Origin of the sequence: Embleya sp. NPDC059213 (assembly GCF_042754445.1) — a bacterium.
Classification (GTDB): domain Bacteria; phylum Actinomycetota; class Actinomycetes; order Streptomycetales; family Streptomycetaceae; genus Embleya.
Genome location: NZ_JBHZAV010000230.1, coordinates 1 through 13,346, shown reverse-complemented (window position 1 = coordinate 13,346; position 13,346 = coordinate 1). Strand labels below are relative to the sequence as shown.

The window sequence follows — 13,346 nt, the reverse complement described above, 5'->3', positions numbered from 1 at the left end:
CGCTCACCCTCGGGTGGGCGAGCGGCCGGACCGTGCGGGCACGGCGACGGACCGGTTCAGCGGTCGTGCGGGCGCCGGGCGGCGCCCAGGAGGCGGGTTCCCAAGCGGGGGCGCAGGCCCGTTCCCCGACACCTGCGGCAGCGGCGCGCCCCGCACGGTGGGGTGTTGGGCGGGTGGTGGTGAAGATCGGCGCCGGTGCCCGCACATCGGCGGCAGTGACCCCAGGGGGCGACGCGGCACACCAGCGCGTAGCCGGCCGCGGCGGCGAGCAGCAGGACAACATCGGCGATCGTCATGGGCTTTCCTCCTTCGGTGACGGGGTGCCGGTGGCGGCGCCCCGAGCAGGGTGATGTGGTCGCGTGGCGACCGATCGGCGCTGGTCGTGTCGTGACGGAACGTGCCGGGGTGTGTGGGCCCACACGGATCACCGCTTGTGGCGCCGCAAAGGGGCTCGGGGCCGATGCGGCTCTTAAGAGGCGCATGTGGGGGGTGGGCTGTGTGGGCCCACACAGCCCACACACGCAGGTCACAGGCCCACACGGCTTGTGTGGGCCCACACGCGCCGTGTGGGCCCTGTGTGGGCCCCCTGTGTGTGGGCCCACACAGGCCCGAGCCGCTACGGGCGGTAGTTGCCGATGGCCTGGGCGAGGGTCTCGGCGAGGTAGCCGGAACGGGGCGGGCCGCCGTCGACGCGGATGGATCCGACGCCGGGCCTCGTCACGCCCACGGCCCGCATGAGCGTGTTGAGTTCGTTGCCCAGGCTCTGCGCGCCCGTGCCCAACGCATCCGCGAGGTCGGCGGTGTACAACCGCCCGCCCGCCTCCGCCAAGGCTTGGTGGGCGCGGGTGAGCAGTTGCGGCACCGCGTCGCCGGTTGTGTTCTGTCGCGCTTGGGCGGGCCGGTCGCCCCACTGGGTGGGCCCGGTCTGCGCGAGCACCGCCGCGAACGCGTTGTCCCCGCCGAGGTGTTCCGTGGCGCGCTCGGGGTCGCGCAGACTCTGCCGGGCCCGTCCGAGCAACTCGCTCATCCCGGCCCCGTCGACCGGCCCGGTCTGGCCGGTTGCTTTCCCGGGGGTGGTGCTGCCCGGTGCCGCGGTGGGCTTGGTGGGGTTGGCGCCGGTCATCGGGATGCCGCGTTCGGAGATCGGGGGGCGCATGAGCGGTACGTCCGTCCACGGCCGGGTGGTCGCGGCGAGCGTCTTGCCCTTGAACAGGACCGGGAGGGTGCGTGCCCAGCGTGAGGCGTAGTAGCGGCCGGCCGGGGTGTCGACGGTGATCGCGTCCAGGGTGGGCCTGCGGTCGGCGAACTGGACCGACAGTGATCCGATGCGCGAGGGCGTCAGTCGCTCGGCCTTGAACGGGCGGGCGGGTTTGGTGATGCCGTCCGCGCCGGGATAGGAGACGTGGCCGGATCCCTGGTGGCGGGCGGCGCGCGGGTCCAACCGCACACCCTGCCCGTACGGGAACAGGTGACCGAGTTCCTCGGGGTCGGAGACGCGCATGCCGATGCGGTTCTGGGACTGCTTCTTCATCGCCGGGGTGCTCACGTCGGCGGTTGCCCGCAACCCGATGCTCATCTCCCGGAACCTGGTGGCCCGGCCGACGTTGATGACGGCGTTGAGCTTCTCCAGGATCGCCTGGGGGAGTTGGGCGATCTCGTCGGCGACGATCAGGATCTCGGGTACGTCCGGGGAGACGGGGATCTTGTCGTCGTCCACCGACAGCATCAGGTCCTGGTAGCCGGTCTTGCGCGCCGCCATCCCCTCGATGGCGACGTCGAGCATGATGTGCGCCTCCTCCTCCGTGGGCGCCACCCAGTCCAGGACGGGGCGTTTCGCGGTGCCGTCGAGGGCCCAGGCGCGCAGCCACGGCAGGGACAGGCCCGCGCCGGTGGTGTCGATGTGCCACACCAGGACGTCGTTGGCCTGCAAGACCTTGCCGTTGACGACGTTCGCGGCGTTGGTCTTGCCACTGTCGGTCTGGCCGATCATCACCGTGCAGGTGTCGACCATCGGCAGCAGCACCGGCGTGCCGTCGGGGTGGCGGCCGATCTCGATCGGGTTGTTGATCGTCGTCACCGGCAACTCCCCGTCGGGGAAGGCGATCGTGGTGGCGAGGACGTCCACGAGGGTGACCCGGATCATCACCGTGCCGTGCTCCTCGCCGTCGAGGATCTCCACCCCGCCGCCACGGGGCAGCCGCAACGCGCCCGCGATCACCCGCGCCGCGTTCCCCGGCAACGACTCCACACCCGGGGGGAGTTCGACCCGCACCGTGTACCCGACGTCCTCGAGCCACGGCTTGACTCCGCTCACGCTGTGTCCCTCCAGCCGGAACAGCGCCGTCAACCGCTGGTGCCACTCGGCGGCCTGCCCGTCTGCCCAGCGCTGGAGGAGCGCGGCGGCCCGCCCGGCACGCGTGGTCTGTTCGCCCCGGGCGAGCCCGGTGGCGAGGACGAGTCCGGCGGTGGTGCCCGCCGCCCACACCCCAAACGGCGTCCACGCGAACGGAGCGCCGTGCGCGATGGTGGTGGCGGTCCAGCCGCCCGCCGCCAACCACGCCGCCGTTCGGGCGAGGATGTGACCGGCGGGCCGGTCCCGCCGCAGGTCCACCGTCGCCTGGGCGAGGGCGCCGACCGCGGCGACGGCCCCGGCGTGGACCGGGGGAAGGCCGGTGGCCGCCCCCACGGCGGCGACGCTGTAGGCGCCGCCCGCCACCAGCGCGGCGCCCATTCCGGGGCCGGTCTTCCACGACCAGTCCCACGTGTTCGTGGTGTTGGTGCTCGCGTTCCCGCTCATCGCGGACAGTCCTCTCGGATCGTGTGGTGCGAGTGGGGTTCGACAACGGCCCGCCACCGCGAGCGCGGTGACGGGCCGTGGATCGTTTGAGCGGGTGGGGTCAGACGTCCCACATGTCCTCGCCGGGGCGGGGTGCCTCGTGGTGGGAGATGTCCAGCGCGTGCAGGCGCCGGGCGATCGGGACGATCTCCTGCGCGGAGCTGATCGCCCGCTTGAGGAAGTTCCCGATGCTCGCCACCGCCTCGGTCACGTCCTTGTGGACCGGGTACGCCTCACCGGACTGCGTGGCCAGGTGGCCGATCGCGTGGGCGAGGCTCTCCAGGCCCTCGGGCAGGCCCTCGTACTCGGCGAGCACCTGCATCATGTCCTCGGGCGCCCACCGCGCGTACACCGTGCGGATGTCCTCGCAAGCCCCGGCGAAGTGCGATTGCCGGAACGCGAGCGCACCGTCGGTGCGGTGCTCGCCGATGTTCCACATCCGCTCGCCGTTGCGCGGCGTCTCGTGCCGCGCCAAGTCCTCCCGGTGCAGGTCGCGGAACGCGGTGTCCACCTCCTCGGCCGCCTCGGCCGCGAGCATCGTGTGCAGGTAGGTCTCCGCGACCGCCGCACCGACCTGCGCGTGCGCCGGGAATCGCTCCGCCGTGGCACAGGCCAGGTCGCCCAACGCCACCGCCGCCGACCGCAACCCGTCCGGAAGGCCCCGGTACTCGGCGGCCACGCACAACATCGTCGGCGGCGAGTACCGCGAGTAGGTGTCCCGCACCTGCTCCGCCCGCGCCGCGAACACACTCTTCGTCACAGCCTCACCCCGAGAGGATGCCTGGGCACCGGCCAACACCGGCGCCGCGCTGGTGGAACCGACGTCGGTCGGCTCCGTGAAATCCGTGCTCACGCCCCCACCACGGGCGGTGTCCCGCAGGCGCCGGGCACGCTTGATCAGCCGCCGCCACACCCACGCCCCCGCACGCGGACCCCACAACAACCCCGCCAACCCCAACCGGACGCCCGGACCGACTCGGAACACACGGCCCAGGCCACCCAGCAGGGCGCCACCGGCGGCAACGGCCAGACCCGGGACCGCCGCGAGCGCACCCGAACCGACCGCCGCCATCCCGGCACCCACCGTGCGCGCCCAGTGCGGCGCCGCGCGCTTCGCGGACGCAGCCGCCCGGCCCACGCGAGCACGGGCCGCCTTCGCGGCACGCGAGGACATCACCCGACCGGCGGCGCCACGGGCCTGCGACAACGCACGCCGCCCACCCGCGACACCACGCTTGGCGGCACGGCCGGCCGCCGCGCGCCCGGCCGCCAAGCGACCCGCGCCGCGTGCGCCCCCACCGGCACCACCCGAGGCGCCATGACCCGCGAACAGGCCAGAACCACCACGGCCCTTCGACCGGTCACCGCCCGCGCTCGCCTTCCCGCGACCGCCGGGCCGCCCGGAACCGCCCAGACCGGCACGGAACCCCGCCCCGCCCGGCTTGCCACCGGATCGCCCGGCACTCTTGGCCGCGCGGCCACCGGCGGACGCGGTGCCACCACGACCGGTCTGGGACCGCCCACGTCCACCACCGAGAGCACCCGTGCCCGCGGCACCCGCGCGTCGCCCACCGCCACCGGACGCGGTGCCACCGGGGCGCCCGCCGGTCGCGGAACGGGACGAACGTCCCGGTACGGACCCGGCCATCCCCACCCGGGAGGCGACTCGCCCCGCACGCGGCACCCGCCCGGCCCGAGGCCCACGCGCGGTACGCGCGGTTCGTACGGCGCGGGTCGCCCCGACGGCCAGGCCGGCCGCCGCCACCACACCGACGGCGGCCACCGCACCGACCACACCGGTCGCCGCGTACACACCCGCGCCACCCGTCGTGGTCGCCTCGGCCGCCAACGTCGCCACCGGCAACACCCGCCGCCGACCCGACTCCCGAGCAACCGGTGCCGCCTCGTCACCCTCCCGCGTGAGGGTCACCTCGATCGGCACCACCGGCGCCGCCGCGGCGGGCGCGGGGGTGGGGAAGGCTTCCGGTTCGTGGTCCGGGGAACTCTGGCGCGGGCCCGGGGGCTTCTTCGTCTTCGGCTTCATCGTCGTGTCCGTCATGCTGGTTCGTGCTCCTCTCGGAGTGCGGGGGCCGGCCGGGCCGTAGGAAGCGGGCCGGCCCCCGGCCTGTTCAGAACAGGGACTCGCTCTCGTACCGCTCCGCCCGCACGGCGCGGGCGGACTTCACCGCGGCGGACCGGGCCGGCCCGTGGCACCGGCCGCACCAGGTCGTCACGTCCGCCGGGTCCAGGACGACCGCGGTCGCGAGCGGCGTCGCGAGATCATGCGGCGCCACGATGAGGGCGTCGTGCCGGCCGCACCGGCCGCCGCTCTCCTTGTGCTGCTTGCCGCACTCGCCAGCGCACCCGCAGGTGCCGTTCTCCCGCCCGAGGACCGCGTCCCACAGGTGGGCGCCGACGATCGGCGGCCTCACGACGCGCCGCCCGACGTCCACTCCGGCTCACCGGCCGGAGGCACCAGACTCAGCCGCGCGGCGTCCGCCGGGCTCGGGGAACGCGTTCCCCGCAGCGCTCGCGCCGTGTCCAGCGTGAGCTTGGCCTTCGGATAGCCGACGCCGATCTCGCTCATCACCCGCCGGTAGGAGACACGCTCGCCGTGAGCGTCCAGCAACGCGAGCACAGCGTGCATGTCAGCCTGCGACACCGTTTCCGGAAGCGCGTCCGGATCGACGGACACGGGTCGCGCATCCGGCGTCCACGCGGGAATCTCGGCAACGGGCTCCGCGTCGGCGGGGAACGCCTCTGGAACGGCCGTTGCCGCCGTGTCCCGCGCGGGTTCGGGGCGCTCCCGCCGCAGGTCGGCGGCTTCCTCCTCCAACTTCTCGATCAGGTCGGCGATGCGGCGGCGGTACACCGTCACCGCCTCGGCCAGCAGGATCAGCAACACCGGAGGAACGGAGTGCAGAACGATCCCGGCTGCGTCCGGATCCCTGGGAACACCGAACGACCCGTCGGGCCAGACCGACCCCCACACGTTCATCGCCCACGTCGCCAACCCCGCGAACAGACGCAGCGCGGTGGCGCTCCCCCCGGGCCGATCCCCGAGGAACCCGTCCGCCAGGAGCACCGCTCCCAGGGACAGGGACACCATCGGGTCCAGCAACCACGCGATGTACCACGCGGTCCCGTGCTCGATCGCGAACAGCGTCACGTTCACACACGTGAACGCCAACGCCAACCCGCCCACGACCAACAACGCCACCGTCAACCCGCGATCGGCCCGGCACAAACCCACGACGCGCGGATCGGTCATCGCGCACCGCCGTCCCCGACGGGTGCGACGTGGCGCCACAGCACGACCCGGACACCACGCCACCGGAACGTCACGCTCAACCGGTGCGCGATCGGCCCGCCGGACAACGGCGACTCGACCAGCGCGCCGCCGGTGCGGCGGGCGAGATCCGCGAACACCGACCGCCATTCGTCGTCGGTCGTATTCGGAACGGACGCCTGCCCGACGACCTCCCCGCCGTCCTGCGCGACAACCGACGCACTCCGCGGAAGGGTCCACACGTAGACACCCGGCAATGCGGGACCGTCCGTCATCAGGGCCCGCAGCGCCTCCGCCGCCCGCGCCGTCGACTCCCGCTCACGACCGGGCATCGACCCCCGGCGCGCTTCCGCTTCGGGGTGCAGGACGCTCATGCCGCCCACGCCCCCTCCCGCACCTCGACTGCCCCCACCGGAGCCGGAGCGGTACCCATCGCCAGCATCTCGGCGCACACAGCCGTCCCCGGATCCACCGCCCACAACCGGGCCAGCAACCGCTCCACGTCCCGGGCGAGTTCGCGATCCGTCGCCCACAGGTCCGAGAGGATGTCCCGCGCCGCGTCCAGCCGCGCCGCCTCCTCTTCTGCCGACTCCCCGGGCTCCCCGTCGAACAGAGCCCAATCGACACCGAGCGCGAGTTCCGCGAACTCGGCGGTCGTGACCGCAACGCGGCGGTCCACAATGATTCTCACGGTCGTGCTCCTCGTATATAGGAGTCGCGTCCCACGGAGCGACCACCACCCCGCCAAGGACAGGTGGTCGCTCCGGCTCACGCCTCGCTGTCGGCGAGCGGGCTGGACACTCGATGTGCCACGAGCACCCACGGACCCCGACACCCACCCGAACCGGCGCGGCTGTCGGGGACCGAGGTCACTGGTGGTTCACAGGTCTCAAATGGACGCGATGCCGCTCGCCCGGGGAGATCCGTCCCGGAGGTCCTGGCGGCAAAAAGGTGGGTCGCGTCGTTCTTTAGAGTCGGCGGCGTTTGCCCCCACGCAGAGGGGTGGGGCCCGGCTGTGACACCGGGCCCGGTCTCGACCGACTGATCTCCACTCGCCCTCGACCGGACTGTTCACGGTCGGCTCACTGCGGTGGATCACGCTATGGAGTTCTCGAAGGGACGTCCGCAGGCAGCCCAAATAGGGCCTCCGTGGGCCGTCATGTAGCGCCTTGTTGCTGGCCACACACGCTATGGAAGCAACACTGCGAACGTACTCGCAGAGAATCTGCGAGTCAAGAGAAACTGCTAGTCGCAGGAGAACAGCGGGCGTGTGAGACTGGCTGTGCCCTGTGAGAGGAGCAAGAGGTGGCCTTCGGCCTGACCGTGCGCTTCACCGCCCGCGACGACGCGGCGGTGCGTGCCTTCGACGACCTGACAGCAGAGACACTGATCGGCATCCGAGACTTGGAGCCTGGAACCCTCGTGTACGTGAGCCACGCCGTAGAGGGGAACCCGCTCCAGCGGATCTTCTACGAGCTGTACGCAGACCGTGCCGCGTTCGAACTGCATGAGACGCAGCCCCATGTACGACGCTTCCTCGCCGCACGCGAGGAGTACATCGAGGCGGTTGAGGTGGACTTCATGGAGACAGTCGCGGGGAAGGGTGTCCCTGGCTCGGTGGCTCGATGAACCCTGACGAGGAGCGCCGTGCGTTCGGCGCACGTATCGCCGACCTGCGGAAGCGTCGCGGCGTGACTCAAGCTGAGTTGGCTGCGTTGATCGGCAGGACCGCAAGCTGGGTTTCGCAGGTCGAGCGCGGCGTACAACCCGTCTCGCGTCTCGACGTCCTTCAACTTCTTGCCGATGGTCTCGGGACTTCGGTACAGACCCTTAACCCATCGGCTCCGGCGGTAGCAGCGCCGCCGCCGACGACAGTCGAGGGTCCGAACGACCTCGACGCTGCCCGCCTCATGATCTCCGGGCATCCTGCGCTCGGGGTGCTACTCGACAAGAACGCGTCGCCAGCTCGCTTCACCTTGCCCGAACTGGACGATCAGGTGCGTGAGGTGTGGGAACTGACCCACGCTGCGAAGTTCGCTGAATTCAGTGCTCTCGTAGGCCCTGTCCTCGATCGTCTTGAGGCTGCGGCCCGCATTGCGAGGGGCGAAGACAAGGCGACCATTCAAGCTTTGCTCGCGCGGGCCTACCAGGCGCTTGCTGCGGCGTTCGTCCGCCAAGATGAGGCGGACGCAGCCTGGGTCGCGGCTGATCGTGCGATCCGAGCCGCTGAATTGGCTGGTGAATCGTTGCCGGTGTTCGCCGGGATCTACCGCTTGGCTCAAGCGTTCGTTCGGCTCAAGCACCTAGACCAGGCGGAGCATGCGGCGGCTACCGCGGTGCAAGCCCTCGAAGTCCACGGTGACGCCGAGTTGGCGACACCAGAGGGACTTTCGGTGCTTGGGGCCCTTCATCTCGTACTGGCGTTGGTTCACGCACGGTCAGGTAGCAGGGACCGGGCCCGCACTGAAATCGGCCACGCGCGGGCGGTCGCGCAACGTCTGGGCGCGGATCGCAACGACTTCAACCTAGAGTTTGGCCCTACGAATGTAGAGATCCAAGCTGTCTCTACTGCTGTCGATCTCGGCGACGCGGGGGAAGCGCTGGATATCGGCGCAGGTATCGACGCCGAAGCATTGTCCCCCGAGCGACGCTCGCGCCTGTTGATGGACTTGGGCCGCGCTCACGCACAGCGGCGCCACGTTGGAGAAGCCGTGGAAGCCCTACTACGCGCCGAAGCACTGGCTCCCGAGACAGTTCGCAGCCACATTGCCGCGCGCGGCGCTATCCGGGAACTCGTCCTCATCGCCGGACGCTCTGCCCCAACGGAATTGCTTGCGCTCGCTGAGCGATCGGCCGCCATGGACTAGTGGAGGTGCAGTACCAAAAGGGCCCGCCGGCGAGATGTCGGTGGGCCCTGAGGTTTTTGAGCCATGAATCACCGTGAACGGGAGTCCTTTAATGTGCCCTGGTCGATCTTCCGCGTTGATTTCTACACTGCCGCGTCGACGTTCCTCCGCCACGAATCGTATTCCATGAGCCACGTATCGGGAGATTGACCATTCTCCGACTTGAGGTAGTCGTGCGCGCGTCGTGCGCGACCCCTTTGAGTCAGGCTTGGAAGGCCGATGATGAGAAGGGCAGTGCGCGGGTAAATTCTAACCTTTTCAGACAGGCGGGTTTTTACGAACTCGAATATCTCATCTGCCGCCGTCAAAGCTTCTAGAGTTTCGCTCTTTGACGGCCGGCGACCTCTATGCACGAGACGCCCTCGCAAGGCTGCAAGATTCTTGGTCCAGTTTTGGATCGGCCCGCGTATAGATGGATCCCAGCTCCCTCCGAGGCGCGGTCCGTACTCGCGGCGCAGTCGGCTTGCCAGCCCTCCGTTGCTTTCGCTGAAAGCTCTAACGGCCCTGTCGATCGTCGGATCCGTCAATTGGTCTTCCCAGAGCATCAAGCCGAGCACCGCATCAAGGAAGATTTCGGTCGAGAGTGCGGCATGAATGAGAGCGTTTGAATAATCACCATGCTTATGGAAGCAGGCGGATGCTTCGAGAGAATGTTCCATCGCCAATTCCAGCGGCGATTTTTCCCACAATCTGACGAGATGGGCTTCGAGCTTCTCGAATTCCTTGCCGGTCAATGTACGCCTCGCCGCTTCCTCTGGGGCATTCAGAAGAAGAAGTGAGGGATCTTCGCTATATTTCCCGCCCCATGGTCGATGAAAGTACAGAGCAACGGTCAGGCGCTCCTTGGCTACCACACGAGATGAATTCGGTAGTGCGAGGCGACACATTCTATCCACATCGGCAAGGACTTCGAAGCAGCGATCGAATGCCGGATCAACTTCCTCTTCCGGCTCAAGATAGGTAACCATCTCGACCACCGTTCGAAAGGAATCCTCCTTGGCGAATCCTGAATGCAGGTTGCCTCTGGAATGTCCCGTGACTTCCTGGGCAACCCTGGCTACGGCTTTCAGGGGTCGCGTGTCGAACTCGACTTGCTCGGGTACCTGCCAGAACTTGAGCGATACGAATTTTTGATTGACATGCTCGTCGGCGACTGGCGGTGATTCTTCGGTAATGTGAAAGGTAAATCCTGGCGGTCCGGAAAAGAAACCCTCCAGTAGTTTGGAGACCGTGGTGCCATGCTGTACGGGGCAGGGATCTGGAAGTGCCAGGAAGAATGTGATCATGGAGGCGTAGGAAGGGCTGCTTTCATCGACCATGACGTCATTCTGGCATCTTCGATCAAAGCGGGCATTTGAGTTTTTCGTACTTGACGCTAGTCGAGCCTGCGCGGTGGTTCGCGCAGGTGTAGGTAGGCCCTCGGATACGTGGAACCCTTGTGGAACTGGTACGCGCGTCAGATTCGGCGCCTCGCAGTCGCCGCCCGCGCGCGGCTGCACCGGATCCGCAGCCGGGTGCGCAGCCGTGTTCACGACGGATGCTGTCCCTGCTACGCGACGCCCCGCCCCGGGGAACGACGATGCTCTTGAAGTCCCCCTCTGGTCGCCAGCCGATACCGCTGAATAGGGCTGGAGCCCGAGTCCGAGCCGTGGGTGTCGCTTGCAGTACCGCAGCAAAGTACAGCAGCCGCAGCGGCCCTATACCCCCGTCAGAGACTCCAAATGGCGTCTGACCTGCGCTGTAGCCTTCAGCGACCTCAATGCGGGTAGTTCACACCGAAGAGGTCACTGGTTCGATCCCAGTATCGCCCACCCAGGTCACAGCCCCGGATCATGAAAATGATCCGGGGCTTTGTCGTGCTGCCGGTGGCGAAGTGCCTGCTGCTCGATGCGGCGGGGCTGTCGGGGCTGTCGTGTGGAATGGCCCAGGGACGTTTCGCTCGGCAGCTTCGAAGGAGACAACATGGCCGTGTTCGACGACTTCGGTCGTCCGCTCGTTGCCGGCTTCATCGTCGAACCCACACCGGGACACGCGGAGCCCCACCACTACGACGTAGTGCTCGCCTCGGCGGGCGGAGGCAAGGGCGTGCCCCGGAATCGGGACTACACCCAGGCACTCGAAATACTGCTCCGCCGACTCGGCGGCCTGCACGGCCGGCTGCTCGATGCCGCGGTCGACAGCCGGAACACCGCGCTCCGGAAACTCCCCTTGGCGGAGCGCCGTGTGCTCTTGCCGGCCTGGCACGCCGTCGACCTGTACACCGTCAAGGACTTCAAGGAGCTGCGGCTTTCTCTGACGGGTTCGCAAAAGAACATCGGAGCGAAGCCGCGTTCGAAGGGGGGCAACGAGCGTCGACGTCTTCGACTTACCGTGAACGTCCCGGCTGCCGGAGACGCCGGGCGACTTGAGCAACTGCTCACTCGGCCGGAAACGGTCGAGATCCCGGACACCGACGAAGCAGGGATCGACGAAGTAGGGACCGATGCGGGAGCCGGGGCCGCCGGTGAGCCCGATCGTGCACCGTACCGATCGGGGATGCCCGATGCGCGCAACCGCAAGTCGGGTCGAGGGCAGGGGCGTTCAGCGGACAGTGCCGCGAATCGAGCCGTCGAGATGCGGGCGATGGCACTCGCCGAAGCCCACTACCGCGCCGAGGGCTGGGCCGTGAGCGTGGTCGCGAACACCAGCAGTTGGGACCTCACCTGTCGCAAGGACGGTGTCGAAAAGCACGTCGAGGTCAAGGGTCTGACCGGCACCCCCGAGGGCGTCCACCTGACCGCCAACGAGGTCCGGCACGCGCTCACCTATTCGAACCCCGCGCTCTTCGTCGTTCACGGGATCGTGGTGCATCGCTGCGGTGACGAGGTCACCGCCGACGGTGGTAGCGAACTGTGGTGGGATCCGTGGGTCATTGCTCTCGACCGAGCTACTGCGACTCAGTACCACTACGCCCTGGACGGCCCCACGTAGGCACGGTCGATCGGCCGGTTCGCTATGGCCGGGCACCGTGGTGTCGGCGGAGTCGGGGTGGCGGATTCCGGAGGATGCGGCGGGGTGGGCGACGCCGGCACTCACGACTGTGTGGCAACACGTCGCGCGGCAGGGGCGGTTGATGACGCGGCTGTTGCCGGAGCGCATCGGGGGCGGGGGCGGTTCCGTGCTGTTGCCGGCGACGTTGATCGAGGGAAGCTCATCGTGAACTCGGGCCCGGCGGCGGGGTGGGTTTGGTGGGCTTCGGGTTGGCTTCGAGCGCTCGGTCGGGCTGGGTTGGGCTTGAACGGTGGTGGGGTTGTTCGGTTTCGGAGGTCGGGCCGGCCGAGTGGGTCTCGGATGCCGGTCGGGTTGTCGAGTGGCTTCGAGTGTCGGGCGGGTCGGGGGATTTGTGGGTTGGGCGGGCTGTTTGGTTTGGGTGTTGCCACTCCTGGGGGTGCGCCGAAAGTGTGGTGTGTGAGTGGGGAAGTCGACACAGTGATGAGGTTACTTTTTGGCGGATCGGGGCTCTGAGATGGGTGTTTTTCGGGCTGTATCACGTCGGGCGCGTGGGGGTGGGGCGGACCCGATGTTCCGCCGGATGGGGGATCGCGCGATGATCTCCCGGTGACCGATACCTGTCTACCGATCCGCTGCGAGTGTGCGGGGGTACACCAGTGACCGGCGCCGGAACCGGCCTGTTGTTCTCTCCGTGGTTGTGGCTGGTGATGCCGCTGATCGTTTCCATCGACGCCGTGCTGCCGATCGTGCCCGGGGACGAACTCGTGATGGCCGCGGCGGCGGTGGCCGACGGTGACCTTCGGTACATCGTCCTGGTGTTGTTGACCGCCGGGATCGGCGCCTTCATCGGGGACCAGTGCGCCTACGCGGTGGGCCGCGCACGGCTGCGTCGCGGGGGCGACGCCGTGTTGGGGCCGCGTCGGCAGAAGGCGATGGATCTGGCCCGCGGCGCACTGGCCAAGGGCGGGATGTCCGCGCTGATCGCGGCCCGCTTCCTGCCCGGCGGTCGGACCGCGGTGAACATGCTCGCCGGCCGACTGGGCTACCCGCGCCCGCAGTTCCGCGCGGCGACGCTGGTCGGGGCGACCATCTCGGTGTCGTACGCGATGACGATCGGCACGCTGGCCGGGCACATCGTCGAGGACAGCCCGCTGCTGGTGGCGCTCGGCGGGATGGCGTTGGGCGCCTCGGTACCGCTGATCGTGGGAGTGCCGGCACGTGTCGTCCGCGAGGTGCGCCGTCGGCGTCACGCCGGCGAGGCGCCGGCGACCGTCGAGGTCTGAACCGGCGGCACAACGACGGTGGGGCGGGGGGGGGGTGGCCC

12 protein-coding genes are annotated in these 13,346 nt (G+C 69.0%); 4 read left to right on the top strand and 8 right to left on the bottom strand.

All coding sequences use genetic code 11. The annotated features are described in order from the left end of the window. Positions 1 to 56: 56 nt before the first annotated feature. From ACFXMF_RS42490 to ACFXMF_RS42460, 7 genes are all read right to left on the bottom strand, one after another. Complete coding sequence (locus ACFXMF_RS42490) at positions 57 to 296, bottom strand: hypothetical protein (RefSeq protein WP_379990642.1); 240 nt, start codon at positions 294 to 296, stop codon at positions 57 to 59. 320 nt (positions 297 to 616) lie between these two features. Next, a complete protein-coding gene (locus tag ACFXMF_RS42485; RefSeq protein WP_379990643.1) occupies positions 617 to 2,797 on the bottom strand; it encodes a hypothetical protein in 2,181 nt (726 codons plus the stop codon). A gap of 100 nt (positions 2,798 to 2,897) precedes the next feature. Continuing rightward, positions 2,898 to 4,895, bottom strand: a complete 1,998-nt coding sequence (locus tag ACFXMF_RS42480) for a hypothetical protein (RefSeq protein ID WP_379991909.1) — start codon at positions 4,893 to 4,895, stop codon at positions 2,898 to 2,900. A 70-nt stretch (positions 4,896 to 4,965) separates the two neighbouring features. After that, positions 4,966 to 5,268, bottom strand: a complete 303-nt coding sequence (locus ACFXMF_RS42475) for a hypothetical protein (protein ID WP_379991910.1) — start codon at positions 5,266 to 5,268, stop codon at positions 4,966 to 4,968. Then, the gene (locus ACFXMF_RS42470) at positions 5,265 to 6,107 is read right to left on the bottom strand and encodes a hypothetical protein (RefSeq protein WP_379991911.1); all 843 of its coding nucleotides are present in this window, start codon (positions 6,105 to 6,107) and stop codon (positions 5,265 to 5,267) included. Before ACFXMF_RS42470 ends, ACFXMF_RS42475 begins: the two co-directional genes overlap by 4 nt. Next, on the bottom strand, positions 6,104 to 6,499 hold the full coding sequence (locus ACFXMF_RS42465; RefSeq protein WP_379991912.1) for a hypothetical protein: 396 nt from the start codon (positions 6,497 to 6,499) through the stop codon (positions 6,104 to 6,106). The genes ACFXMF_RS42470 and ACFXMF_RS42465 overlap by 4 nt, the downstream gene beginning before the upstream one ends. Continuing rightward, positions 6,496 to 6,816, bottom strand: coding sequence for a hypothetical protein (locus ACFXMF_RS42460; protein ID WP_379991913.1), 321 nt, complete (start codon positions 6,814 to 6,816; stop codon positions 6,496 to 6,498). The genes ACFXMF_RS42465 and ACFXMF_RS42460 overlap by 4 nt, the downstream gene beginning before the upstream one ends. A 614-nt stretch (positions 6,817 to 7,430) precedes the next feature. Here ACFXMF_RS42460 and ACFXMF_RS42455 point away from each other — a divergent pair. Together ACFXMF_RS42455 and ACFXMF_RS42450 are read left to right on the top strand one after the other, a co-directional pair. Next, positions 7,431 to 7,754 carry a putative quinol monooxygenase gene (locus ACFXMF_RS42455; RefSeq protein ID WP_379991914.1) on the top strand — a complete coding sequence of 108 codons (324 nt, stop codon included), beginning with the start codon at positions 7,431 to 7,433 and terminating at the stop codon, positions 7,752 to 7,754. Then, on the top strand, positions 7,751 to 8,992 hold the full coding sequence (locus ACFXMF_RS42450; RefSeq protein ID WP_379991915.1) for a helix-turn-helix domain-containing protein: 1,242 nt from the start codon (positions 7,751 to 7,753) through the stop codon (positions 8,990 to 8,992). Before ACFXMF_RS42455 ends, ACFXMF_RS42450 begins: the two co-directional genes overlap by 4 nt. 122 nt (positions 8,993 to 9,114) lie before the next feature. Here ACFXMF_RS42450 and ACFXMF_RS42445 read toward each other — a convergent pair whose 3' ends face one another. After that, positions 9,115 to 10,350 (bottom strand): hypothetical protein, encoded by a 1,236-nt coding sequence (locus tag ACFXMF_RS42445; protein ID WP_379991916.1) that lies wholly within the window; start codon positions 10,348 to 10,350, stop codon positions 9,115 to 9,117. Between the two features lie 643 nt (positions 10,351 to 10,993). Between ACFXMF_RS42445 and ACFXMF_RS42440 the strand changes: the two genes are divergently transcribed. Further along, entirely contained in the window at positions 10,994 to 12,001 is a 1,008-nt protein-coding gene (locus ACFXMF_RS42440) for a protein NO VEIN domain-containing protein (protein WP_360313833.1), read from the top strand. Between the two features lie 677 nt (positions 12,002 to 12,678). After that, positions 12,679 to 13,305, top strand: coding sequence for a DedA family protein (locus ACFXMF_RS42435; protein WP_360313831.1), 627 nt, complete (start codon positions 12,679 to 12,681; stop codon positions 13,303 to 13,305). Positions 13,306 to 13,346: the final 41 nt, after the last annotated feature.

Excerpts from the sequence above, each read along its gene's own strand:
- ACFXMF_RS42485 (WP_379990643.1), bottom strand. The coding sequence starts at position 2,797 with ATGAGCGGGAACGCGAGCACCAACACCACGAACACGTGGGACTGGTCG.
- ACFXMF_RS42440 (WP_360313833.1), top strand. The coding sequence starts at position 10,994 with ATGGCCGTGTTCGACGACTTCGGTCGTCCGCTCGTTGCCGGCTTCATC.
- ACFXMF_RS42450 (WP_379991915.1), top strand. The coding sequence starts at position 7,751 with ATGAACCCTGACGAGGAGCGCCGTGCGTTCGGCGCACGTATCGCCGAC.
- ACFXMF_RS42445 (WP_379991916.1), bottom strand. The coding sequence starts at position 10,350 with ATGGTCGATGAAAGCAGCCCTTCCTACGCCTCCATGATCACATTCTTC.
- ACFXMF_RS42465 (WP_379991912.1), bottom strand. The coding sequence starts at position 6,499 with ATGAGCGTCCTGCACCCCGAAGCGGAAGCGCGCCGGGGGTCGATGCCC.
- ACFXMF_RS42490 (WP_379990642.1), bottom strand. The coding sequence starts at position 296 with ATGACGATCGCCGATGTTGTCCTGCTGCTCGCCGCCGCGGCCGGCTAC.
- ACFXMF_RS42470 (WP_379991911.1), bottom strand. The coding sequence starts at position 6,107 with ATGACCGATCCGCGCGTCGTGGGTTTGTGCCGGGCCGATCGCGGGTTG.
- ACFXMF_RS42480 (WP_379991909.1), bottom strand. The coding sequence starts at position 4,895 with ATGACGGACACGACGATGAAGCCGAAGACGAAGAAGCCCCCGGGCCCG.